This window comes from Gilliamella sp. B3023, from assembly GCF_026536845.1.
Classification (GTDB): Bacteria; Pseudomonadota; Gammaproteobacteria; order Enterobacterales; family Orbaceae; genus Gilliamella; species Gilliamella apicola_E.
Genome location: NZ_JAFNNH010000001.1, coordinates 233,678 through 258,747 on the forward strand (window position 1 = coordinate 233,678; position 25,070 = coordinate 258,747).

Sequence of the window (25,070 nt, forward strand, 5' to 3'; positions counted from 1 at the left end):
CATAATTATTATGAAAAACCTAGTTAATCAGTCTATTAATCGCTTTGCTTATGATTTTTCGAGCATTGGCCAATTAAGGCGTAACGCTGTTAGTGGATCAAGCGAAAGTGTCAAGCAAGTTGCCGATCAGTTTGAAACACTATTCGTCAATATGATGATGCAATCTATGCGAAAAGCCGTTCCTAATGGTGGATTATTTAATCAATCTGCAATGCAGTTATTTACTTCAATGTTTGATCAGCAAATTGCTCAACAGGCTGCCGGTAAAGGATTAGGTCTTGCCAATATTATTGCCAAACAATTAAATAATCAGCCAAATAGATCTATTACCCCACAATCTCAGGCTAATAATATAGAATTAGCACAATCTTTATTTAGTGATTCAAATTCATCGCCTGCGGCATTAGGTCAAATGCTTTACCAGCAAACGAATAAATTAACGAATACTAACGTCAAACCATTACCGCCAGCAGTTAATGATTTTGATAAAGACCATATCACGCAATTTATAGTCGAGTGGTTTGAACCCGCTAAAAAGGCATCCAAAATGTCAGGTATTCCTTATGAGGTTATCATTGCACAAGCGGCCTTAGAAACAGGTTGGGGTAAAAAGCAGATAAAAACAGCCGACAATCAACCAAGTCACAACTATTTTGGCATAAAAGCGACATCATCATGGAAAGGCAATTCAACTCGGTTAACAACACGAGAATTTTTAAATAACAATATGGTTAAGATTCAAGATGAATTTAGAGTTTATAAAAGTAAACAACATGCATTAACAGATTATCTTGATTTACTTACCAAAAGCCCGCGTTATCGTGCCGTTGTTAACGCACCTGATGCAAGAACCGCAGCCAAAGCACTGCAAGATGCACACTATGCAACCGATCCTAACTATAGCGAAAAGTTAATTCAAATTATTAGTCGAATTGAAGAAATTGCTAGAAATACACCGCAAAAATCAATATCAGGTTTTAGACAAATTGCCTTTAAATAATAACTAAATAAATTAACTAAATTTTAATGAAGTTAATAAATAGGAGGCATAAGCCTCCTGTTTATTAACGATTTAAATAAGTGATGACAGAAAGTTATTTCATTTGAAATAAGGACATATTTTGCATATTCATAAAAGTATATTGAGCTGCTTGTAAATTCGCCTGTAACATCACATAATCTGCAATGGCTTCATACCAATCAACATCTTCAATTTGGCTAATTTGTGTTTGAAAATCAATGTCCAAGGTTTTACCTAGTGCTGTTAATCGTTCAACTTCCGCTAACACATTACCCCCTGCAGCCCTAACTGTTGAGATATTTTCAAACGAATTATCAACGCCTTGACTAGCTTTCGATAAACCTTCTCTGAATTGCGTAATCGCATCAGGGTCATTATCATCTAAACCGATTTGCAGTACTTCTAATGCATAGTCAATGCTAGCAAAAACATCACTTTCCACAGAACTATTGGCGCCTGACATAAAAATCTGATCACCAGTAAAACTTAATGACACTTCACGCGTATCATCAATAAAAATATTAATCGTTGTAGAACCACCGACATAATTAACTTTACCTGATTCATCCACAACAAAAGGAGGTGTATCATTTTTATTTCCAGCAAAGATATAATTGCCATTAGTGTCTTTAGCATTAGCTAACGAAATTAATTGATCTTTTAGTCCTTGTAATTTATTGGCTAAGTCACGTCTATTTTCATCGTTTAATGTCTCATTACCCGCATAAACTAGTGTCTCTTGAATTGATTGGATAACAGTATTAGCTTCTTTTAGTACTGTATCTTGGCGACTTAACGAGTTATTAACACTTTCACGAGCTGATTGATACTGAGTATTTCTTGATTGAGCCTGTTTTAAAATTAATGCTTGCGATGACCCCATAGGATCATCAGAAGGTGATAAGATTTTTTTACCGGTTGCTAAATGCAATCCTGATTTTTGCCATTTACTATTGGTATTTAAAATACTCGTTAAATTTTTTTGATACATTGCATTAGTACTAACACGCATATTTAAACCCTTCTATTATTTAGCTAAACCTAAAATGGTATCGAATATTGTGGTTGCCGCATCAATAATCTTTGCATTAGCTTGGTAATACTGCATATAAACCTGCATAGAGATATATTCTTCTTCAATATTAACGCCTGATATTGATTGATTTTGCTCATAAATTTCTTGAGTAATATTATGACTAGATTGCGCTGAAATTTTAGCTGTTTGCGTTTCACTTCCCACATAACTAACTAAGGCGTTATAAGCACTATTTAACGTTTTAGTGCCATTAATTAATTTTTCATTTTGTATATCAAGCAATTTAGCTACATTACGATTATCGCCATTACCATTTTCATCATCATTAATACCTGTTGCTAGTTTATTAACATCCTTAACTAGTAGCTGGAGTGATGATGCTACATCTGCAACAGGTTTAAGTAAGATACTATCACCCGCTACTGGATCACCATTTATTTCAATAGATAATCCATCAAACAATAATTTACCATCTTCAACTTGTGGGGTAATTTGCTTGTTATCAGATAATCTGGTTACGACCCAATCGTTACCATTAAACTCAATTTTATAATCAGATGCTTTGACGTCTGTCACTGAGTTATAGTTAATTTTAGCAGTGGCATTACCTTGATTTTGGGCGTTAGCAATACTAGTTGGGCTATGATAATCAAATAATTTCTGACCTGGATCGCCATTAATATCAACCCCTGACATATGTACTTCATTAAATCGTTCCGCTAGATTTAACGCAATCAAACCTAATTGATTGCGAGCTTCTAGGAGTGGTCCATCACGAAAAGCTAATAATCCATTTAATCGGCCTGATGCGATATTTTGACTTGATAGTTCTTGAGTCGCACCAGAATTATGGGTGTAAATAATTGTATTTAAAGCAGGATCATCTTTAGAAGGCTGTACAGATAACTGAGTTGCCGATGACCCTTGCACTAAACTTAAACCATTAGGTAGTGAAATATTGTATTGTCCATTTTGCTCAGTAACAGTGATGCCTATCATCTCGCTTAATTCATTAACCAGTTGATCGCGCTCATCAAGCAATGCATTCGGCTCATGCCCACCACTTACTGCCTGTAATCTTGCTATTTTTTGGTTAAGATCAGCAATTTGTTGGGTATAAGAGTTAATAGTATCAACATTATTAACAATTTCAGTATTGATATTGGCAATCTGATTTTTTAAATTCAATTCCGTTTTATTAAACTGGCTGACTAACGAGCTAAGATCATTTATGACTGTTTGCTTGGAAGCAGCATCACCCGCATTTGAAGAAAGTTTATTTAAACTTGCAAACAGATTATTTAGTTGCGAGGAAATACTATTATCATTCTCTGCTAATAAATTATCGACTTTTGACAATTCATTATAATAAGCCTTTATAGAGCCATTTTGTGATTGAGATTGACGTAATTGGCCAACCACAAAACTATTATATGCCCGATTAACTGATGATACAGATACACCGTTACCAACAAAACCATAATTATATTTAGTGCCATTTGCTTGTTGCAAAATTTGTTGTTGACGATTGTAACCAACGGTATGCGCATTACTGATATTATTGCTTATAACATTAAGCATATTTTGCGCAGCATTTAATCCACTAATACCGGTATTCATCAATGAATTTGACATAAAAGCTCCTAAATATATTTAGTCAATAATCAAATTATTAACTTAAAGGGTTATTCTTATATCGGATAAAAAAGATAAAACTTTAGTTATTTTTAGAAAATAATTGAAATTTAGTTTTTTAACAGGCTTAACCTGTGTAATTCCAATGCTATTGTTCAGATTTAGTTGCTTGTTTTAAAAAATCTATTCCAGTCATTGTATTTTCATCTTCAATATATTTTTGAGCTGACTTATTCAAAATTAAAATACTAATACGACGATTAGCATCTTTACTATAATTAGGATTGTTTAAACCAACCGTATCAGCTAAACCAATAATTCGAATAATTTTGCTTGAATCTAATCCAGCAGCGATAAGTTCTCGTCTTGATGAATTTGCTCTATCAGCAGATAATTCCCAGTTACTATAACCTCTATCACCTGTTATATACTGGCGCTCATCAGTATGCCCAGATAAGGTCATCTTATTGGGTAAATCGTTTATTATTGGTGCTAGAGCGTGAAGAATTTCTTGCATATTAGGATGAATAACTGCACTACCAACATCAAACATTGGTTTATCATCAGTTGCTAAAATCTGAATTCTTAACCCCATTTCAGTTAGTTCAACAATAAGATTAGCCGCTAATTTTTGCAGTCGAGGATCAAGTTCAAACGCCTCATAAATTTTACGAGCAGTTTCGATCAATTGATTTCTTTCAACTACATTGGGATCTATTGGTTGTTCATTTATTATGCTCTGTTGCTCTTCGCCCAAACTTTTACTGACATCATCGCCACCACCAGGAATAGGGCTTTCGCTATCGCTAATATTTTTACCACCATTTTGACCTAGTATTAATGGCGTTCTGAAATATTCGGCAATTCCTTGTAATTCTTGTGGGCTGGATTTGGCTATCAACCACATGACTAAAAAAAGTGCCATCATAGCAGTCATGAAATCTGCATAAGCAATCTTCCACGAACCACCATGATGGCCACCGCCATGCCCTGACTTTTTTTTAGAAATAATTATTCTTACTGGCTTATCTTTCATTATTCATTATTTTCTGTTGGGTTAGCATTTTTATCTTTCACTTCTTGAATATATTTTTCTAATTCAAAGAAAGATGGTCGCTCATGCGAAAAAATAGTTTTTCGACCAAATTCAATACAAATCTGTGGAGCATAATCATGCATACTGGCAATAAGAATAACTTTAGTACATTCTAAAATTTTTACTGTATCAGCATTCTTCTGTCTTAATAAAGCAGCTAGTGGCGAAACAAACCCATAAGCCAGTAAAATTCCTAAAAAGGTTCCAACCATAGCATGTGCAATAAGTTCACCCAACTCGCTAGCAGGCCTATCTGCTTGTGCTAATGTGTTAATCACTCCCATAACCGCAGCCACAATCCCAAAAGCAGGTAACCCATCGCCCACACTAGAAATCGCATCTGCAGGTTTTTCTAACTCATGGGTATACGTCTCAATTTCTTCATTCATTAATGCTTCAATTTCATAAACTTCCATATTTCCGCTAATCATTAAACGTAAATAATCAGTGATAAAATCGCATATTTGTGGATTGGCAAGAATAAGTGGATACTTTTTAAATAACTCACTCTCTTTTGGATTATCAATATCTTCTTCAATAGATAACCCCCCATTTTGACGTATCTTAGTTAAAATGGTGTACATTAAATTAATTAATGTTAAATATAGAGTTTTATTATATTTTGATGTTTTAAATAAACTACCTAACGATTTAAGTGTAGCAATTATTGCTTTCTTTTCATTACTTACAATGAAAGCACCAATAGCTGTACCACCAATTATCAGAAACTCTAATGGTTGAAAAAGTACTGCCAAATACCCTCCACTTAGCACATAACCAACTAAAGCAGAAGCGATAACAACAATATATCCTATAATTATTAGCATTGGCTTTCCTTTATCTCTATAAAATGTAACTAAACTTTTTTAATTAATTGCTTATCTAAACCGTTACCTGATTTGCGGTGACTAAGTTGAATGCACTAGGTATTGATAAAACTTGTAAGCATTTTGCTTGGCTTTCTTTATGCGTTTTATTATTTTTTTCGGCCCTTGATGGCGGTTGGCATAAACTGCAAACAAAACTATTATGTGGCTGGTAAGCGTGTGTAATAAATCGCCCTTTACACTCTTTGCAACACGATTGCTGCATAACATTACTTTCAACAAATTTAACTAAAATCCATGCACGAGTTAAGCCTAAAACCGGCTCTTCATCGTGATGAAGGGAACATTGCTCTAAATAAAGTTGATAAGCTTTAACAATTGCATGAACTCCAGATTTAGTACCATGCTTGACTAAAAATCGGTAAGCATTATAAAACATGCTTGAATGAATATTAGGCTCCCAAGTCATAAACCACGTGGTAGAAAAAGGAAGTAAACCTTTAGGTGGTGGGCATCCTTGGATTTCTTTATATAATTTAATCAGCTTTCCACGGCTTAAATTGGTTTCACTTTCCAACATTTGAATTCTAGCGCCGAGTGTAATTAATCGAATAGCTAATTGGACTTCTTTATATTTTTGGATAATGCTTTTGCTACTCATTTTTATCATTTACCTACTTATTAATAGAATCTAAAAGTAAGCTTGATAGAAGGATCCCTGTATGCATCTGCTTTATATCACTAACGCGAGACTCTTCAGTTAATTTTTCCATCATTGCTGAATTTTTAAATCGAAATTGAAACGTTAATTGATTGGTTTCAGATAAAACCAACATTTGAGAAGCACTTAAATTACTCAAAATATCAGCGGTTTTTTCATCAATTCCTAATCGATACATTGCCATCACTTTATCTTTCTCTATCATCCTTTGGCTTAATAAAAGCGTTGAAAGATTTAAATGATGTATACATTTCAAAATATCGTCTTCTTGTATATTTCCCAATTTACTCACCAAAATTTATATTTTTCTCGCATAAAAAAATGCGAAATCAGTAAAAAATATCTTAATTCGTTTTTTTTCACTTAAAGTTACATTTTTAAAAGCAAAAGGTCAATAAAAAAATCATTTCGATTTATTTTCAATTTATTTTTTCATGTTTTACTGTTTTATTCTGTTTTTTATATATTAATTTTACTTTGTATTCGTTTTATTGCTTGGCTATGTAATTGACTTACGCGAGATTCGCTAATATCTAACACTTTTCCAATCTCTTTTAAATTCAACTCTTCTTGATAATAGAGCGCTAAAACCATTTTTTCTTTTTCAGGTAAGTTATCAATTTGTTGAACAATAATATTGCGAATTTCATCATTAATAATAAAAGCAAAAGGATTGTTATCGGAATCAAGCTCAATCAGTGCATCCAAATTATCGCCGAGTTTTTTTTGTATCTCATCGTAAGAACAGATTTGGCTATAATTTGAATCTAATAACACCTTGCGATATTCAGTAAGAGACAATTGCAGATGTGCAGCTATCTGGTGATCATTAGGTGGGACACCTAAAATTTGTTCCAATTCATTAATGGCGTTAGTGACATCTTTAATTTTTTTTCGTGTTTGCCTTGGTAGCCAGTCACGACTACGCAACTCATCTAACATTGCTCCCTTTATTCTAGGAATAGCAAATGTAGTAAAAGTATAACCTTGTGCAGCATCATAACGTTTTATGCATTCTAATAAACCGATATAACCAACTTGTAACAAGTCATCAAGCTCAATCGTCGTTGGTAAACGAACAGCTAATTTCAACGCTTCATTACGAACTAAATAGATATATTGTTGCCAATCGATTTGATTCACTACACCCTGAGAGTTATACAGGTTATCACTCATTTCCTAAACCATTGTAAAAAATGCTAAGGAATATTATGACGATAATTGACTGAGTTAATGGCAAGAATAAAGTATTAAAAAATAGGTAATTAACATTATTAGCAATAATGGTATTAAAAAATACCATTATTACTATAGTATAAAAATTAAAGTAAAATTTTAGAGGTATGCTTTATTGTAATAAAGACAGTACAGATTGAGGTACTTGGTTAGCTTGTGCTAATACTGAAGTACCTGCTTGTTGTAAAATTTGACCACGAGTCATATTAGAGACTTCTTCAGCATAATCTGCATCTTCAATACGGCTACGCGCAGAGCTTAAGTTATTTACTGTATTGTTGATGTTAGTTACAGTTGACTCAAAACGATTTTGTACCGCACCAAGCTCACCACGTAATTCATCAATTTTTGATAATGCTGCATCAAGTGTTTTTAAAGGATCTGCTGTTGGGCTTGAAGAAACATTAAATGAAGCTAAACCGAGTTCAGTACTGTCAATTTTTTTCAAATTGATTTCAATAGTTTCGCCATCATTTGCACCCACTTGTATTTTAAGTGTTTTATCAGCAGATAATACTTTAGTGCCATTGAAATCAGTTTGTTTAGATACACGGTCTATCTCTTCTAAACGTTGATCAATTTCGTTTTGAATTGATTCTAAATCGCTTTGAGAGTTTGTACCATTTGCCGCTTGAACAGTCAATTCACGAATACGTTGAACGTTGTTATTAATTTCGTTTAATGCACCTTCAGTTGTTTGAGCTAAAGAGATACCGTCATTTGCATTACGTGCAGCTTGAGTTAAACCACGAATATTTGAAGAAAAACGATTAGCGATTGCTTGACCTGCTGCATCATCTTTAGCGCTGTTGATACGCATACCTGATGATAGACGCTCAATTGCAGTTCCAAGAACACTTTGAGAATTATTCAGATTGTTTCTTGCCATTAAAGACATAGTATTGGTATTAATTACCTGTGCCATTTTTATCTCCTTTAATATGATTAGTTAGATCAACGAGATATTGAAAATATTATTCAATACTTTTGCTGATGATTTAGTTATCGGTATTAAAAAAAGAAACTTTAATATTTTTTTAATTTTTATTTTATGTCGTCGAATAAAACCGAATAACTAATTAAGTTTGATAAAACGATCAGAGGTCCTAATACATTTTTATATGTAAATTAATCGGTAAAAAACAGTTGATAGCCTTATTTAATAAAGGCCACGGCAAAAGCGCCTAAACTCCTATCTATTTAAATAATTGCAATATATTTACTAATAATAGAAATTATATTAGAAAGATCACTACTTAATTTTATTTTTAAATTACGCCCACCATCCTTAAAACCATTTAGAAAAACATTTAGCTTTTAACACTCTGGAATATCAAAGCTCATTGATTAAAAGGATAATTTATAACTCCAGCAGCGATAAGTCACCTACATCTTTTTACAGAGCAAAATTGATATGGATATAACATTGATAACTGAATAAATAACTGGTTTTTGAATAGATAAAATCGCCTAGCAATATATGCATTGCCAAAACCTAATTATTTATTAGTAAAAATATCTAAACTTTTTATTACATCAGTCGATAAAACAAGAGATGAAAGAATTTATAATAGGATAATAAAACATGGCAATGAGTATATTGGGGATTGGTTCTGGTATTGATTTAAATGAAGTATTAGATCAATTAGAAGCGGTAGAAAAAAACCGTCTTACGCCAATAAAAGCACAGCAAAAAACAATTAATAATAAAATAAGCGGTTTTGGCAAATTAAAAAGTGCATTATCAACATTTAATAGCGCAACAGCAAAACTACAAAAAAAAGAGCTGTTCCAAGCTAGAACGGTATCGGGCAATGACAACTACTTTACTACTAACGTAAGTAGCAATGCTCAATTAGGTAATTATGCAGTGAGTGTGCAACAACTTGCAAGCGCACACAGCGTTGCTACTAATACAATAAACGATAAACAAACAGCGTTAGGTAACAATAATGAAACGCGAACAATCACCATCGAACAAGCTAATGGTCAAAAATTAAATGTCACTTTAGGTAAAGATGAAACATCCTTAGAATCAATCGCAAATGCAATTAACCAAGCTAAAGTGGTTAATGAAGATGGTTCAATCAGTGAATCTCCCGTTAATGCCACAATTGTTCGTTCAGGAACCGATAGCTATCAACTGGTTATCACATCTAAAGAAACAGGTGAACAACAAACTATAACTTCAATATCATCCGATGATGAAAAACTCAATTCATTAGTTGGTTTTGATATTAATCAAGCTGATTCATCAGCAATGAGCGAAATCGCTAAAGCGCAAGATGCTAAATTTAGTTTTAATGGTATTACCGTCAATAGTGCATCAAATACCGTTAAAGATGTCATCCCTGGCGTTGATATCACTTTAAAAGCAGTAACCACCACATCGCAAAATTTAACTATTACCGCGGATAACGAAAAAACCCAAGAGGCACTTAAAGAGTGGGTGGAGGCATTTAATCAATTACAATCAACGATATCAGCCTTAACTCAATTTACTGCTAGTGATGCCAATTCAGATGAATTAAATAGTAATAATGGACCACTGGTTGGTGATTCAACACTACGTAATATAGATCAAAGTATCCGATCTATCTTTTCGAAAGGTCAAGCTGGTGAAATCTCTGTATTGGCTCAAATCGGTATCAATATGGATAGTAATGGCAAGCTAATTATTAAAGAAAACGAATTAGAAAAAGCCCTCAAAGAAAACAGTGAAGCAGTCGCCATGCTATTTATTGGTGATGGTGAAACGACAGGCATAGCTAACGAAGTATGTGCCAAAGTGAGTAGCTTCATTGATAGTGATGGTATGATTGATACCGCAACTAACGGCTTAAACTCAACCTTAAAATCATTAGATAAACGCTATGATCAAGTTAACAACTCTATTGACCAAACTATTGAACGTTATCGCGTGCAGTTTACTAAATTAGATATCTTGATCAATGAATTAAATGGTATGAGCAATTACTTAACCACGCAATTCGAAATGATGGCGAACATGAAAAAATAAGGAATATAAAAATGGGAGTTCAAGCTTATAAGCAAGTTAATTTAGAAACGAGTGTTAATCAGGCTTCGCCACATCAGCTTATTGTTTTATTATTCGAGGGCGCACTTAATGCTATTCGTTTAGCTGAGTTATATATAGAAAAAGGGAATATTGCAGGCAAAGGGCAAGCCATTTCGAAAGCAATTAATATTATAGATAATGGACTTAAGAGTTCACTTGATCTAGAGCAAGGTGGTGAAATTGCCGAAAATTTAGATCAATTATATCAATACATCAGTCAGCAGTTGGTTTTAGCCAATTTACATAATGATAAAGACAAACTGCAAGTCTGTTTTAATTTGCTTGATAACATTGCTCAAGCTTGGCGGGAGATAGCATAGTTATGGGAATATCAGTTTTAAATAATAATTTATTATTAGAACAATATGAAAAGCTTAATTATGTTGTTGAGCAAATGCTAATTAATGCACAAAAAGAAAACTGGGAATCATTAATCAGCTGGCAAGCTCAATACCACCAATTATCTAAAGATATCCAACTAAATGTTACAGATACTATAGCATTACCTCAGCAAGATATTATTCGAATGTATATCAATAATATTTTGGGTTATCAAGAGCAATTAGAACAATTAATACATCTACGGCATGGTGAACTTACCAAACTCATTGGCGAGCAGGTTAATTATCAAACTAAAATAGATAGTTACCAAAAAATTGCCAACCTAACATAATTCACTAAGTAATCAAAAAAATAGACTAAAAATAATTGAGGAGCGGGGTTTTTAGCGATTTTAAAGTGCCAAAAACCCCACTCCTCAAACTTTTTTTATTATTAAATTAAACTTGTTAAGGTTATAAAAGGTGAATAGTATGCTGACTTTTTAACAATATAGATGAAAACCAATTTTTGATAAAAATTGGCAGCTAATGAATGACGATTTTTAAACAAATAGAATCATTAATAAATTAAACATTCATATTCATGATTTCTTGATACGCGGCTACTAACTTATTTCTAACTTGCACGCCAAATTGCAATGAAACCGAAGACTTTTGCATATTAACCATTACTTCATTTAATGAAACATTAGGTTCACCCATTTCAAAAGCTTTAGCTTGCTTACTTGCCTCAATTTGAGTTTGGCTAATTTTATCTAATGCCATTTTTAATTCAGCAACAAAATTTTGCTCTTTACTTACCTGTTGATTCGAAGAAAAATCCAATTTAGTTGCCGGATTAAAAGCCTCGATACTGTTCATCATATTAATTATATTCATCTTAATAAAATTACCGCTTAAATTATCACAAAGATAACAATCTAAAAGCGATAACTAAAGGGTAAAGCATGTGCTTTTTTAGCTATTGATTTTTATAAATACACAGATAATAGACCCTAGAATTAATCTAACCTGTTTAGAATTAGGATACATATGGATAGCCAGTCAGTAGGTAACAAAGGCGAATCAATATTGAATAAGTTACCATTTATCAATCAATTAAAACAAAATCGAAAAATGCTGCTCCTTATTGTAGGAGTGATCGTAATAGCTATAAGTAGTATCACCTATTTATGGCTTAAGAGTGATGATTACGGTGTGCTATTTAGTAATTTGAATGATAAAGATGGCGGTGAAATCATTAGCCAACTTGATAAGATGAATATTCCTTATAAGTTTTCATCATCCGGTACAACGATCTTAATTCCCGAAAATAAAATTTATGATACTCGCCTACGAATTGCTCAACAAGGTTTACCTAAAGGCGGTGCTATCGGTTTTGAACTGCTTGATAAAGAAAGTTTTGGAATGAGCCAGTTCAATGAACAAATCAATTATCAACGAGCATTAGAAGGCGAATTATCCAGAACGATTTCAATCATTAGTAGTGTTGATGATGCCAGAGTGCATTTAGCTATGCCAAAACCCTCTTTATTTGTTAGAGAAAGAAAATTCCCTTCTGCATCAGTCGCATTAACTTTATTACCTGGTCGCTCGCTATCTCAAGGTCAAATTGACGCTATTATCCACTTAATTTCAAGTAGTGTGCCGGAATTACAAGCGGATAAAGTCACTATCATCGATCAAAACGGTAATTTATTGACTGGAGAAAAATACCGCGATACTAACGTTAATGTTGCCCAATTAGAATATAGTGAACGAATCGAAAATTTGGTGCGTGAACGCGTAGAAAAAATCATTATACCGATTTTAGGTAAACAAAATGTTAAAGTTCAAGTTAATGCTGACATTGACTTTAGCCGTCAGGAATCAACATCCGAAATCTATGATCCTAATAGCGATGTTAACAATCAAACCATTCGCAGTAAGCAGCAAGTTGAAAACCGTCAATTAGCATCAAGCAATGCTATTGGTGGTGTACCAGGCGCTTTATCTAACCAACCAGTACCCACACCAAGTGCACCAATTGATGGAGAGAATGAAGTAAAAGATAAAGACGACAAGCAAAAAATGTATCATTTACAATCCAATAATACGTTGAACTTTGAAGTTAATCGTCAAATTATTCATAGCAAAATTCCTGAAGGCCGTATCAAGCGCTTATCTGTCGCGGTTCTAGTTAATTATAAATTTGCGACAATCAATGAAGTTGCATCGTCAAATGAAGAAAATCAAAAAAATGAAGCGATCGAAAAATGGGTAAAACTCGATAAAGAAGAGCTTACTCATATTGAAGCACTAGCACGTCAAGCTATGGGATTTTCTGACTTGCGTGGTGATTCATTAACGGTGGCAAATTTGAAATTTACAGATCAAATAGATGATGAAAATGACGCCATCACCTTTTTACAAAAACATGAAGTTTACGACATGCTGAAAACGGCAATTAAATATCTAATTTATATCTTAATAATATGGTATGCATGGCGAAAAGTACTGCGTTCGGTATGGATTAAGATTCAAAGACAATACCTCAATACGGATAAATCTGACGGCACGATGGGCGCTGAAGATAAGCTTGATTATAAAGCACACAGTAAACTGCAACAGAAAATTTTTGAAGATAATATGCAACAACAGCAATACATCCGAAAAATTGTCGAAAAAGATCCTCGTGTAATGGCTCTCATTATTCGTGGTTGGATGAACAAGAAGGACACCGAGTAATGAATTTAAGTGAATCTCAAAAAGCAGCGACAATTTTAATGATTTTAGGTGAAGAATTAGCTGCAAAAGTAATGCAATTTTTAGACCATAAAGAGGTACAACAAATTAGTAGTGCCATGATGGGATTACCACAATTAACACAAGAACAACTCAAAAATATTCTTAATGAGTGTCAAACCACACTTGATGATTGTGCCGTATTAAATACCGATACTAATGGCTATCTACGAAAAGTTCTCGAAAAATCAATTGGTAGTGATAAAGCCAGCCGTCTACTTGATGAACTTCTAGATACCGATATTGAAGATACTACCGATGGCTTAAAAATGCTTAACTTTGTTGATGCGGCCAGAGCTGTTGATTTAGTTAAGAAAGAGCATCCACAAATTATCGCCACAATTTTAGTTCACTTAAATCGTGACTTAGCTGCTGAAATATTAAATCTATTTGATGATGATCTGCGTAATGATGTAATGCTACGTATTGCAACCTTCGGCGGAGTAGAGCCTTCAGCGTTAGAGGTATTATCAACATCGTTATCAACTTTACTACATGGACAAAATATTAAACTTAATAATATGGGTGGTATCCGCACCGCAGCAGAAATCATCAACCTGATGAAATCACAACAAGAAGAATTGGTTATCAATGCATTACGTGATTATGACAATGAGTTAGCTCAAAAAATCATTGATGAAATGTTCTTATTCGAAAATCTGGTTGATGTGGATGATAGAAGTATCCAACGTCTACTCAAAGATGTGGATAATGAAACCTTAATTATTGCCCTGAAAGGTGCGACAGAACCATTACGGGAAAAATTATTATCGAATATGTCGCAACGTGCTGCATCTATATTACGTGAAGATTTAGAAAACAGACCACCAGTGCGCTTGTCACAAGTTGAAACCGAACAGAAGAAAATTTTGGTTATTGCTCGTCGTTTAGCTGAAACCGGTGAAATGATCTTAAGTAGCGGTGATGATGAATATGTATAATCAAGCTAATACCTTAACTTGGAAACCATTACACTTTCAAGATTTAGCAGAATCATCACCACTCATTCCTGAAACCGATGAGCTAGAAGAGTGTGAACCAGAACTTGAAATAGTCGATGAGGCCGATACCAATTTTATTGATATTAATAGCCCTGAAATAACGCTAGAACTTGAAAATATCAAACAACAAGCACGAGAAGAAGCCTATCAAGAAGGTTTTAATCTAGGTAAAGAAGAAGGTTTCAATATTGGTAAACAAACAGGGTATGAGGAAGGGTTAACAATAGGCCAACAAGAAGGCCTGGAGAAAATAGAACAACAGATAAACGAAGAAAAATTAAATACTGTTGAATCCATCAAAAATCTAGCAATTCATTTTCAGCAGTCAATTAATCAAATTGATGAAAAAATTGTACCAAAGCTATTTGATCTCGCTTTACTTGCCGCTGAAAAAACTGTTGGTTCGTTATCCAAATTAAAACAAAAACAATTAATGCATTCGATCAAGTCATTAATTGAACAAAATGCAATTGCCAACCCACCGATAGTGGTTCGAATCAATCCGAATGATTTTTTATGGCTAGAACCACTACTAGATGATCAACTAAAAAACGAATGGCAATTTATTACCGATGCAAATATAGAATTAGGTGGCTGCAAAATATTTACTCAAACAAATGAGATCGACGCAAGTATAAACAATCACTGGCAAATTATTTCAGACACAGTGCATGGAGATGAGCGTTAAGGTGAGCTTTTGTACACAATGGGCAACTAAAATTGATAGTGCTAAACAGAAATTAGAGTCTGCATCTTTAATTCGTCAATATGGTCGATTGGTTAAAGCGTCTGGTCTTGTTCTAGAAGCTATTGGTTTAAAACTACCATTAGGATCCAACTGTTTTGTTGAACGACAATTAGATGGCAAAATCCAAGCGGTTGAGTGTGAAGTAATTGGTTTTAAAGGAAAAACACTATACCTCATGCCGTTTGAATCAACAGATGGCATATTACTCGATGCAAGAGTTTATACATCACAATACGATTTAACACATTTTAGCCACAAAGTTTTACCAATTGGTATGGGGTTATTAGGCCGAGTTGTCGATGCAATGGGAAAACCTCTCGATGGCAAACCATTACCTGAAGATATCGAATATGAAGGATTAATTAATAAAACACTAAATCCGCTAACCCGAACACCAATTCATCAAGTTCTCGATGTTGGCATTCGTGCAATCAATGCATTATTAACCGTTGGTCAAGGTCAGCGAATGGGGCTTTTTGCAGGTTCAGGCGTTGGTAAAAGTGTTTTACTTGGCATGATGGCAAGATACACCAAAGCCGATATTATTGTGGTTGGTTTAATCGGTGAGCGAGGTCGAGAAGTAAAAGATTTTATTGAAAATATTTTAGGTGAAGAGGGCTTAGCTCGATCTGTTGTTGTTGCCGCGCCTGCTGATGTATCGCCATTATTACGTCTACAAGGTGCAGCCTACGCGACTAAAATTGCTGAAAAATTTCGTGACCAAGGATTTAATGTATTACTCATTATGGATTCATTAACACGATACGCCATGGCACAACGTGAAATAGCCTTAGCGATCGGTGAACCACCAGCGACTAAAGGATATCCACCTTCAGTATTTGCAAAATTACCAGCATTAGTTGAAAGAGCCGGTAATGACGCAGAAGGCAAAGGCGCTATTACCGCTTTTTATACCGTGCTAACCGAAGGTGATGACCAGCAAGATCCTATCGCTGACTCAGCTAGAGCAATTCTCGACGGACATATTGTTTTATCCCGTTCTCTTGCCGAATCAGGTCATTATCCAGCTATTGATATTGAAGCATCAATAAGTCGCGTGATGACAGAACTAACCAAAGACGAAAAAAAATCACGGTTATTTAAGCAATTATTTTCAAGTTTCCAACGAAATCGTGACTTAATTAATGTTGGTGCTTATGTAGCAGGAACCGATCCTTTATTAGATAAGGCAATAACGCTTTTTCCTGCTATGCAACAATTTTTACAACAAGGAATTTATGAACATTGTAGTTATCAAGACGCTTATCAACAGTTAACAAGAATTGTTGATTCAAACTTAGGAAAGAACAATGGCCAATCAATATAATGGTAAATTTGCCTTTTTAACATTAAAAAAGTTAGCTGAAAAATCAGTCGACGACAAATTGATTAAATTAAAAAATGCGCATGATAATAAGCGTAATGCTCAATCACAACTAAATGTATTGAATGATTACTATAATGAGTACCAACAGCGCTTAAATAAAGCGTTATCAGTTGGCATTACAGGATCAGAACTGAACAATTTTAATGCTTTTATTACTGCTATTGAGCAAGGGATCACACAACAAAAAAAGTTATTGTTAACTTTAGAAATTAAACAAAAACAGATCACCAATGAGCTAAATCAATCACAAAAAAGTCTCAATACTTACACCACATTATTGGATAAACAAGATAAAAAACTACTGCTACAGCAAAGCCGTTTACAACAAAAATTAACCGATGAATTTGCACAGCAGCAGTTAGCAAGGAGAATGTTGAATGAATATTAATCAATTTAGTGATATCCCATTAATATCACCTATAGAATTGAATGAAGTATCAATTATTGAAGACGATTTTTTTCAGCTTTTATTACAGTTTAATGAAAAACAAGGCGAAAATAATAGCCTAGCCAAAGCTAATATTCTCGAGAACAAACTCGATCATCAATTAGATGATCAAGAAGAGGAAGATAGTGATGAATTATTCACACTATTTCCACTAACTTTGCAAGTCGATGAACAGCCTATAATTAATAATGAGCATAATCATACTGAACAGCCAGCAATACGTGAATTAAAAATTAATACTACAGCTAATGATATACTTTTAAAGGCACCAGTTTCTGATGATATCAATGTAGATGAAAAAGCAGCAGAAATTCTAACTATTATTAATAGTAGTGAACAAGTAATCATTAAGCCAAATAAACAAACGAGTTTGCTAACGAATGATGAACATAATATATCAACCAATATAAATTCAGTTAAAACCTCAAATCAACCATTACCAACTCTTACTAATACTCAAAATAACAATATCGATTTACCTATCACCAATTTTGATATTAGCCACTTTGAACAAGAACCTACATTACTAGTCCATAGCCCAAATCAATTAACCACATCAACACCATTAATTGAAAGTCAAAAAACGTTAAATATAAATTTACCTATGCCAATGGATATTACTGAATGGCAAAAAACATTAAACGAAAAAATTAGTCTCGTTTGTCGTCAAGGTATCCAAAATGCGGAAATCAAATTACATCCTGAAGAATTGGGTTCGCTGCATATTAAATTGGCAATAGTTGATGACAAAATGAACCTTCACATGGCTGTTGCACATAATATGGTTAAAAGCGTGTTAGAATCAGCTTTACCGCAATTAAGAACTTCATTGGAAGAACAAGGTATTATGTTAGAGCAGACCGATATTAGTGATTTTTCAATGATGAATGACTCCTCATCACCTTACAAACAAGAGTTTGAAATAGAGCAATTAATGGACGATAAAAATCAAACACTTCATGAACTTGATCATCCATCAAACATTGTTCAATCAGGATTAAGTATTTTTGCCTAAATAATAGTATTTGAAACAGTACTATGTTTTGATAGCTAGAGATTAAAAAGGTTGAATAGGTCATATTTTTACTGCCTATTCTTCCAATTAATTCTCAAAGCATGATTTATTATTTTGGTAATTTTTGGCTATTTAAATAGACATTTCATTAATTTTCATTGAGACAATAATAAATATGCAAACTACCAAGAAAAAAATAAGTATTTTAAATCTAGTACTTATTTTAATTACCCTTTTAGCAACAGGTTTTGCTGCTTATTTATGGTTACAAGACTCTCCTAAAACGACGCCCCATGTAGAACCAGAAGTGTTATCACCGGTTTTTTTAACATTAAAACCTTTCACAATTTCACTTCCACCATCTAAAGAAAATTTAGAAATCAATAAAATTCTATACGTTGGTATGGTGTTACGCGTCGCTGATGAAGAACAAAAAACCGTTTTATTAGATTATCTTCCTGAAGTAAGAAGTGACGTACTTTTGTTAACTTCAAAACAGTACGTTAATAATTTAAAGAAAGAGTCAGGCAAACTTGAATTACAAGAGCAGATAAAAATGGCATTATCTCGCCAATATGATGCAAAACATTCAGTAAAAATTGATGAAGTTCTATTTACTGATTTCATTGTAAGGTAATTATCATGTCTGATAAGCTTCAACCTAATACCGATAAAAGTGAATCTTTGCATTCACAAAATAATTCAGCCAGCATAAAAAATGATGCTGAGCAAAATTATCATTTACAACAAAGTAAACGGACTGAAGTTAAGCCTTATGATATATCAGTTAAACATAGCTTTATCCCAGAAAGACTAACCGCGTTAGAGATTATTAATGAACGCTTTGCACGTCAATTTAGAATTGGATTATTTAATTTATTACGCCGAAATACTGATGTTATAACCTCACCCATTGAACCCCAAACGTTTAAAGAGTTTTCACATGTTTCAGCAACCAATCATTTAAATTTAGTTCATCTTAACCCTTTGCGGGGAAGTTGCTTATTTTCATTTTCACCTGAATTAGTATTTATTGTTGTTGATACTCTTTTTGGTGGGGATGGCCATACTACTAATGTTGATACTGAAGGACGAGAGTTTACTCATACTGAGCAAGAGATTATTCGACGAGTATTAGGTCTAGCATTAACTACTTATCAAAGTTCCTGGATTGACGTATACAACATTGAAACCGAATACATCCGCTCTGAAGTAGAAAGCAAATTTACCAACATTACCAGCTCGCCTGACGATGTTGTGTTAACTTCATCATTTTTAGTCGAAATTGGTAATTTTAAAGGAACATTTTGCATATGTATTCCTTATGCAATGGTTGAACCAATTAAAGAGCTATTAATTAAACCACCGATAGAAAACCAAACTCACCAAGATGATAACGTGTGGATGAGCTCACTGACGAGTGGTATTAAACAATCAACCGTTGAGTTAGTCGCAAACTTTACAAACATTCAAACAACTGTTGCCAAATTATTAGCATTAAAAGTCAGTGATATTTTGGATATCGAAAAACCAACAAGCCTTGATGTCACCATTGGCGGTGTACCAGTATTAAAAGGTCATTATGGTAGCGTCAATAAACAATATGCAATCCAAGTAGATCAGATAAGCAATCCAGTTTTAGAACAATTGAATGAAGGAGTGTTCAATGAGTGATATACCAAGTGATGATAGCCAACTAAATATTAGTGATGAATCAGTAATGAAAGAAGCTATTTTCGAAACCCTTTCACCACAACCAACAGACGTAAAAAAGCAAGATATTAACCTTATCCTAGATATTCCAGTTAATCTAAGCGTAGAACTTGGTCGAACCAAAATGGCCATTAAAGATCTTTTAAATTTAACTCAGGGTTCAGTTATAGCCTTAGACGGCTTAGCTGGTGAACCTTTAGACATCCTTATTAATGGCTATTTAATTGCGCAAGGTGAAATCGTTGTAGTTGGAGATAATTATGGAGTACGAATTACCGATATTATTACTCCATCAGAACGTGTTCGTAGATTAAGCCGTTAAAAATGAGATAACCATGAACCAAAATTTATCCGCCATTCCCGTAGAATCAAGCCTATATAGCCAGATCGGCATGGCATTTTTTTGTGTAATTGCTATTATCTTATTTTTAGCATGGATAATAAAACGAATTGGTTGGAAAAAGTCTACGAAACAATTCATTGATATTAAAGCAACTTATAATATAAGTGCTAAAGAGCGAATTCTTCTGGTTTATGTTGATCATCAATTACTGGTAGTTGGTGTTACTGCACAACAAATGACATTACTGCATACCATAAATGAACAACGCACTGAAATGTTATTAGCTGAGCCCGCTGAGGTTGAGCAATTGTCAAAAAGTAACCTGTTTAATCAGATATTACAATCTGTGTTAGACAAGAGGTAACATAGTGCGGTTAATACATATTATTTTGCTAAACGTACTGTTTTTTAGTCAATGTAGTTTTGCTCAATTATCACCATTAACAATTGTTTCTCAAACACCCTATCAAGAAGGACAAAGTTGGTCTTTACCTGTTGAAACCTTAGTCTTTTTAACTTTACTCACTTTTATCCCTATTATTCTACTACTAATGACGAGTTTTACTCGGATCATTATTGTATTAGGATTATTGCGAAGTGCACTTGGCACACAATCTGCACCGCCTAATCAAGTGATAATAGGCATTGCGTTATTTATGACATTTTTTATTATGTCACCAACACTCGATAAAATATATCAAGAGGCGTATGTGCCTTATTCGAAACAACAAATCACCATGCAAGAAGGGTTAAATGAAGCAACAAAACCGCTTCGTGAATTTATGCTCTCTCAGACTCGTGAAAGCGATTTAGGGTTATTTGTAAATATGTCTCATACGAATGAAATTCAAACTCGTGAAGATATCCCACTACGAATTTTGGTGCCGGCTTTTATCGTTAGTGAACTCAAAACCGCTTTTCAAATTGGCTTTACACTGTTTATTCCTTTCTTAGTAATTGATTTAGTTGTCGCCAGTACCTTAATGGCGTTAGGGATGATGATGGTCCCACCCGCAACGGTATCTCTACCATTTAAAATTATGTTGTTTGTATTAGCTGATGGCTGGCACTTACTATTAGGTTCGTTAGCACAAAGTTTTTTTAGTTAAAGTAAAGGAATATAATGCCATCTGAATATATTAGCCATTTCGCCATACAAGCCATCAAGGTTGCAGCATCGCTTGCTGGTCCTTTATTAATAGCGGCACTGGTCACAGGATTAATCATCAGTTTACTACAAGCAGCAACCCAAATTAATGAGATGACGTTATCTTTCATCCCAAAAATTTTGGCTGTTATTCTAGTATTAATTATTTTAGGTCCATCAATGCTAACCACAATGATCGACTATATTCGCCTTGTCATCACTAGCATTCCCAACCTAACAAGTTAACCTTAATGGATTTAGCTATTGTCGATCTATTGAATATTGATTTTTTTGCTTGGGTTCAATCAAGTTTTCTCCCTTTTGTTCGTATTTTAGCTTTAATTATGGTCGCACCAATCACTGGCGAAAAAGAAGTACCAAACCGTGTAAAAATAGGTTTAGCAATACTTATTGTCATTGTGTTACCTTTACCAAAGTTAGACGACAACCTTACCCTTTATTCATTAATGGGCATCTGGATTATTGCTCAGCAAATCATGATTGGCATCCTAATTGGTTTTACAATACAACTTACCTTTATGACGGTTAGATTTTCGGGGGAGTTAATTAGTATGCAAATGGGATTAGGAATGGCCACTTTTTATGATCCTATCAGCGGTCCATCAACCTCGGTATTATCACGTTTAATTAATATTATTGCTATGTTGATATTTCTAAGTTTAGATGGTCATCTATGGTTACTTTACGGATTAGCTAACAGTTTTGATATCATTCCTATTACGGCCTATCCTTTAAAACAAAACGGCTATTTAGCCTTAATCGAAATAACGGGTCTATTATTTAATAACGGTATTATGTTGGCATTACCATTAATGACATTATTACTTATTATTAATCTGTCATTGGGCTTATTAAATAGATTTACACCACAACTATCAATTTTTGTGGTCGGCTACCCGCTTACATTATTATGTGGGCTAACGATGTTATCGTATCTATTTTCTGCTTTACCATTGTTTGTCGAATCAATTTTAGAACAGATCTTTTCAACAATTTCTCGAATCTTAATCTATCTTGCTGATGTATCTACTTAGACAAAAAAAGTTGAGGAACGGGGTTTTTGAACGCCTAAATTAGAGATAATTAATGCTTGATAAAATCAAATTTTGCTTAAAATAAAAAACCGCTGCGTAAACAAAAGTCACACAGCGGTTATTAAGAAAAAATTAATTAAATAATTTATGGAATTGTAAACATATCCAATCCCAAATGCCGCCGAAGAATCCAGTTTCCTCAATATTTTCAAGCGCAACTAAAGATTGTTCATTGATAACTTTATCATCCAATAAAAATTGAATTTTACCAACCGCGGTTCCTTTGGTTATTGGTGCATAAATATAATCATCAATGGTATATTGCACTTTAACATCTGCTGAACGACCTTTCGGCACTGTGATATAAGCGCCATTGATCGCACCTAATTTAACTTTATTTTCATCACCATACCAAATTGACTCAATCGCGAGTGGATCATTGGGTTTTACTGGATTTGCCGTTTCAAAGAATCTGAATCCCCACGTAAGTAATTTTTTACTTTCTTCTTCACGACCTTTAAATGTTCGACCACCCAATACCGCTGAAATTAAACGTGTATTACCATCAACAGCAGAAGCAACAAGGTTATAACCGGCTGCGTTAGTATGTCCAGTTTTAATGCCATCTACATTTAATGTAGTATCCCAAAGTAATCCATTACGATTCATTTGAGGTTTAGAAAGATTGTAGGTAAATTCTTTTTCTTTATAAATTGCATATTCTTTTGGTAAGTCACGGATTAAAGCCTGACCTAACAACGCCATATCTTTAGCTGTGGTATATTGACCCGGTGCATCAAGTCCGTGCACAGTTTCAAAATGAGTGTGTTGTAATCCAATTTTTTTCGCATATTCATTCATCAAATTAACGAAAGCACCTTGGCTACCTGCAACATGTTCAGCCATAGCAATACATGCGTCGTTACCCGATTGAATAATGATACCTTTATTTAAATCAGAGACCGAAACAGTCTTACCGACTTCTAAAAACATTAATGATGAGCCTTTTAATACTGGGTTACCTGTTGCCCAAGCATCTTTACTCACTAATACCATATCATCATTTTTAATTCGGCCTGATTCTAAGGCTTGACCAACAACATAACTTGTCATCATTTTAGTTAAACTTGCTGGATCACGTTGTTGTTCCGCATTATATTGCGCTAAAATTTCGCCAGATTTGGCATCCATTAAGATATACGCTTCAGCATCTAGTTGTGGAATAGCCGGTATAGGAAAAGCCATTTCCGCAGAAGCAGAAGAACATATTGCGAGCACTAATAATCCAAAAGATAATTTAAATTTCTTTTTCATTTATAAAAATTCCGTTAAATGTTTTTAGATAACATATATCGATGAGTGTGAATAGACATCATAATGCCAAAACTTGCCATTAAAACGACTAATGATGAGCCACCATAACTTATTAGTGGTAATGGTACACCAACTACTGGCAATATTCCACTGACCATACCGATATTAATAAATACATAGACAAAAAAGACCAAAATTAAACCACCAGAAAGGATTCGGCCAAAAGTCGTTTGTGCTTGAGAAGCAATAATCAAACCTCTAATTATTAAGCATAAGAATAAGACTAGCAAAATAATCGAGCCAATAAAGCCAAACTCTTCTGCGATGACTGAAAAGATGAAATCAGTATGGCGTTCAGGTAAAAATTCTAACTGTGACTGGGTACCTTCTAGCCAGCCTTTGCCCCATATTCCACCTGATCCAATTGCTGTTTTAGATTGAAGAATATGATAGCCAGTACCATTAGGGTCACGTTCAGGATTAATTAGCGTTAATACTCGTTCACGTTGATAATCATGCATTAAGTAGAACCACATAATCGGTACAAAGATAGCCAACAATATCAAAGCAACAAGAATAAATCGCCAATTAATACCAGCCAAAAAGATAATAAAAATACCAGACATGACAATTAAAATAGCAGTTCCCAAATCGGGTTGCATTGCCACTAATAGTGTTGGCACACCGATAATAGCTAATGTTTGTAAGGTCGTTTTTAGTGGTGGAGGGCAACCATCACGATGAATAAATTTAGCTACCATTAAAGGAACAGCAATTTTAGCAATTTCTGAGGGTTGAAAACGAATAACTCCTAAGTCTAACCAGCGTTGAGCGCCTTTACTGGTGTAGCCAAAAATATCAACCAATAGTAATATAAAAATACAGGCAATATAAAGATAAGGTGCCCACTGTTCATAACTTCTTGGTGAAAACTGTGCAAAGACAATCATCACAAAAAAACCAAGTAATATTTGAATCACTCTTTTTTGCATCATATCTATATCTTGGCCGCTAGCACTCCATAGAATATAAAGGCTATAACCAAGTAGTAAAGAGATAAATAAGCAAAAAAGCGGATCGATATGTATCTTTTGCCAAAAAGATTTCTTAATATTATTCATCA

The 25,070-nt window shown here is 33.9% G+C and carries 28 protein-coding genes; 17 read left to right on the forward strand and 11 right to left on the reverse strand.

The genetic code is table 11. From position 1 onward, the window contains the following. The first annotated feature begins 10 nt into the window (after window positions 1-10). Window positions 11-1,000: a flagellar assembly peptidoglycan hydrolase FlgJ gene (gene flgJ, locus J3U16_RS01165; protein WP_267342393.1), complete on the forward strand. Its 990-nt coding sequence runs from the start codon at window positions 11-13 to the stop codon at window positions 998-1,000. A 94-nt stretch (window positions 1,001-1,094) separates the two neighbouring features. Here flgJ and flgL read toward each other — a convergent pair whose 3' ends face one another. The 8 genes from flgL to J3U16_RS01205 all read right to left on the reverse strand — a co-directional run bounded on the left by flgL (window position 1,095) and on the right by J3U16_RS01205 (window position 8,497). Continuing rightward, window positions 1,095-2,033 (reverse strand): flagellar hook-associated protein FlgL, encoded by a 939-nt coding sequence (gene flgL / locus J3U16_RS01170; RefSeq protein ID WP_220225467.1) that lies wholly within the window; start codon window positions 2,031-2,033, stop codon window positions 1,095-1,097. A gap of 15 nt (window positions 2,034-2,048) precedes the next feature. Then, window positions 2,049-3,692, reverse strand: a complete 1,644-nt coding sequence (gene flgK / locus J3U16_RS01175; RefSeq protein ID WP_267342394.1) for a flagellar hook-associated protein FlgK — start codon at window positions 3,690-3,692, stop codon at window positions 2,049-2,051. Between the two features lie 148 nt (window positions 3,693-3,840). Then, window positions 3,841-4,728, reverse strand: coding sequence for a flagellar motor protein MotB (gene motB / locus J3U16_RS01180; protein WP_267330843.1), 888 nt, complete (start codon window positions 4,726-4,728; stop codon window positions 3,841-3,843). Continuing rightward, on the reverse strand, window positions 4,728-5,615 hold the full coding sequence (motA, locus tag J3U16_RS01185; protein ID WP_065733614.1) for a flagellar motor stator protein MotA: 888 nt from the start codon (window positions 5,613-5,615) through the stop codon (window positions 4,728-4,730). The genes motB and motA overlap by 1 nt, the downstream gene beginning before the upstream one ends. A gap of 55 nt (window positions 5,616-5,670) precedes the next feature. Then, entirely contained in the window at window positions 5,671-6,276 is a 606-nt protein-coding gene (gene flhC / locus J3U16_RS01190; protein WP_081299485.1) for a flagellar transcriptional regulator FlhC, read from the reverse strand. A 13-nt stretch (window positions 6,277-6,289) separates the two neighbouring features. Then, complete coding sequence (flhD, locus tag J3U16_RS01195) at window positions 6,290-6,610, reverse strand: flagellar transcriptional regulator FlhD (RefSeq protein ID WP_141673924.1); 321 nt, start codon at window positions 6,608-6,610, stop codon at window positions 6,290-6,292. Between the two features lie 185 nt (window positions 6,611-6,795). Further along, a complete protein-coding gene (locus J3U16_RS01200; protein WP_267330844.1) occupies window positions 6,796-7,512 on the reverse strand; it encodes an RNA polymerase sigma factor FliA in 717 nt (238 codons plus the stop codon). Between the two features lie 172 nt (window positions 7,513-7,684). Beyond that, a complete protein-coding gene (locus tag J3U16_RS01205) occupies window positions 7,685-8,497 on the reverse strand; it encodes a flagellin (RefSeq protein ID WP_065562537.1) in 813 nt (270 codons plus the stop codon). 660 nt (window positions 8,498-9,157) lie between these two features. On the opposite strand from J3U16_RS01205, the gene fliD reads away from it, so the two are divergent. The 3 genes from fliD to fliT are packed head-to-tail and all read left to right on the forward strand — an operon-like array spanning window position 9,158 to window position 11,324. Beyond that, window positions 9,158-10,591 (forward strand): flagellar filament capping protein FliD, encoded by a 1,434-nt coding sequence (gene fliD / locus J3U16_RS01210; protein ID WP_065733613.1) that lies wholly within the window; start codon window positions 9,158-9,160, stop codon window positions 10,589-10,591. Between the two features lie 11 nt (window positions 10,592-10,602). Beyond that, the gene (fliS, locus tag J3U16_RS01215) at window positions 10,603-10,971 is read left to right on the forward strand and encodes a flagellar export chaperone FliS (RefSeq protein ID WP_065561862.1); all 369 of its coding nucleotides are present in this window, start codon (window positions 10,603-10,605) and stop codon (window positions 10,969-10,971) included. Window positions 10,972-10,973: 2 nt separating this feature from the next. Further along, the gene (fliT, locus tag J3U16_RS01220; RefSeq protein ID WP_267337172.1) at window positions 10,974-11,324 is read left to right on the forward strand and encodes a flagellar protein FliT; all 351 of its coding nucleotides are present in this window, start codon (window positions 10,974-10,976) and stop codon (window positions 11,322-11,324) included. A 235-nt stretch (window positions 11,325-11,559) separates the two neighbouring features. Here the strand turns inward: fliT and fliE are convergent, their stop codons facing one another. After that, complete coding sequence (gene fliE, locus J3U16_RS01225) at window positions 11,560-11,871, reverse strand: flagellar hook-basal body complex protein FliE (protein WP_065561864.1); 312 nt, start codon at window positions 11,869-11,871, stop codon at window positions 11,560-11,562. A gap of 153 nt (window positions 11,872-12,024) precedes the next feature. On the opposite strand from fliE, the gene fliF reads away from it, so the two are divergent. The 13 genes from fliF to fliR all read left to right on the forward strand — a co-directional run bounded on the left by fliF (window position 12,025) and on the right by fliR (window position 22,633). Next, window positions 12,025-13,719 carry a flagellar basal-body MS-ring/collar protein FliF gene (gene fliF / locus J3U16_RS01230; RefSeq protein ID WP_267342395.1) on the forward strand — a complete coding sequence of 565 codons (1,695 nt, stop codon included), beginning with the start codon at window positions 12,025-12,027 and terminating at the stop codon, window positions 13,717-13,719. Beyond that, window positions 13,719-14,717: a flagellar motor switch protein FliG gene (gene fliG / locus J3U16_RS01235; protein ID WP_065561866.1), complete on the forward strand. Its 999-nt coding sequence runs from the start codon at window positions 13,719-13,721 to the stop codon at window positions 14,715-14,717. The genes fliF and fliG overlap by 1 nt, the downstream gene beginning before the upstream one ends. Beyond that, window positions 14,701-15,465, forward strand: coding sequence for a FliH/SctL family protein (locus tag J3U16_RS01240; protein WP_267342396.1), 765 nt, complete (start codon window positions 14,701-14,703; stop codon window positions 15,463-15,465). Before fliG ends, J3U16_RS01240 begins: the two co-directional genes overlap by 17 nt. Beyond that, on the forward strand, window positions 15,455-16,852 hold the full coding sequence (fliI, locus tag J3U16_RS01245; RefSeq protein ID WP_416380736.1) for a flagellar protein export ATPase FliI: 1,398 nt from the start codon (window positions 15,455-15,457) through the stop codon (window positions 16,850-16,852). Before J3U16_RS01240 ends, fliI begins: the two co-directional genes overlap by 11 nt. Next, complete coding sequence (fliJ, locus tag J3U16_RS01250; protein WP_065561869.1) at window positions 16,836-17,300, forward strand: flagellar export protein FliJ; 465 nt, start codon at window positions 16,836-16,838, stop codon at window positions 17,298-17,300. Before fliI ends, fliJ begins: the two co-directional genes overlap by 17 nt. Beyond that, window positions 17,290-18,375 (forward strand): flagellar hook-length control protein FliK, encoded by a 1,086-nt coding sequence (locus J3U16_RS01255; RefSeq protein ID WP_267342398.1) that lies wholly within the window; start codon window positions 17,290-17,292, stop codon window positions 18,373-18,375. Before fliJ ends, J3U16_RS01255 begins: the two co-directional genes overlap by 11 nt. A gap of 175 nt (window positions 18,376-18,550) precedes the next feature. Continuing rightward, entirely contained in the window at window positions 18,551-19,012 is a 462-nt protein-coding gene (locus J3U16_RS01260; protein WP_065561871.1) for a flagellar basal body-associated FliL family protein, read from the forward strand. Window positions 19,013-19,017: 5 nt separating this feature from the next. Further along, a complete protein-coding gene (fliM, locus tag J3U16_RS01265; RefSeq protein WP_267342399.1) occupies window positions 19,018-20,049 on the forward strand; it encodes a flagellar motor switch protein FliM in 1,032 nt (343 codons plus the stop codon). Between the two features lie 46 nt (window positions 20,050-20,095). After that, window positions 20,096-20,410, forward strand: a complete 315-nt coding sequence (gene fliN / locus J3U16_RS01270) for a flagellar motor switch protein FliN (RefSeq protein ID WP_370632649.1) — start codon at window positions 20,096-20,098, stop codon at window positions 20,408-20,410. A gap of 13 nt (window positions 20,411-20,423) precedes the next feature. Then, the gene (fliO, locus tag J3U16_RS01275; protein ID WP_267342400.1) at window positions 20,424-20,795 is read left to right on the forward strand and encodes a flagellar biosynthetic protein FliO; all 372 of its coding nucleotides are present in this window, start codon (window positions 20,424-20,426) and stop codon (window positions 20,793-20,795) included. A 1-nt stretch (window position 20,796) separates the two neighbouring features. After that, window positions 20,797-21,540, forward strand: coding sequence for a flagellar type III secretion system pore protein FliP (gene fliP, locus J3U16_RS01280; protein ID WP_267332238.1), 744 nt, complete (start codon window positions 20,797-20,799; stop codon window positions 21,538-21,540). A 14-nt stretch (window positions 21,541-21,554) separates the two neighbouring features. Further along, window positions 21,555-21,824, forward strand: a complete 270-nt coding sequence (fliQ, locus tag J3U16_RS01285) for a flagellar biosynthesis protein FliQ (protein WP_065561876.1) — start codon at window positions 21,555-21,557, stop codon at window positions 21,822-21,824. A gap of 5 nt (window positions 21,825-21,829) precedes the next feature. Beyond that, on the forward strand, window positions 21,830-22,633 hold the full coding sequence (gene fliR / locus J3U16_RS01290) for a flagellar biosynthetic protein FliR (protein ID WP_267342401.1): 804 nt from the start codon (window positions 21,830-21,832) through the stop codon (window positions 22,631-22,633). Between the two features lie 132 nt (window positions 22,634-22,765). On the opposite strand, the gene J3U16_RS01295 is transcribed toward fliR, so the two are convergent. Continuing rightward, window positions 22,766-23,947 (reverse strand): serine hydrolase, encoded by a 1,182-nt coding sequence (locus tag J3U16_RS01295; RefSeq protein ID WP_065733601.1) that lies wholly within the window; start codon window positions 23,945-23,947, stop codon window positions 22,766-22,768. 14 nt (window positions 23,948-23,961) lie between these two features. Then, complete coding sequence (gene mrdB, locus J3U16_RS01300) at window positions 23,962-25,068, reverse strand: peptidoglycan glycosyltransferase MrdB (RefSeq protein ID WP_267332171.1); 1,107 nt, start codon at window positions 25,066-25,068, stop codon at window positions 23,962-23,964. Between the last annotated feature and the right edge of the window lie 2 nt (window positions 25,069-25,070).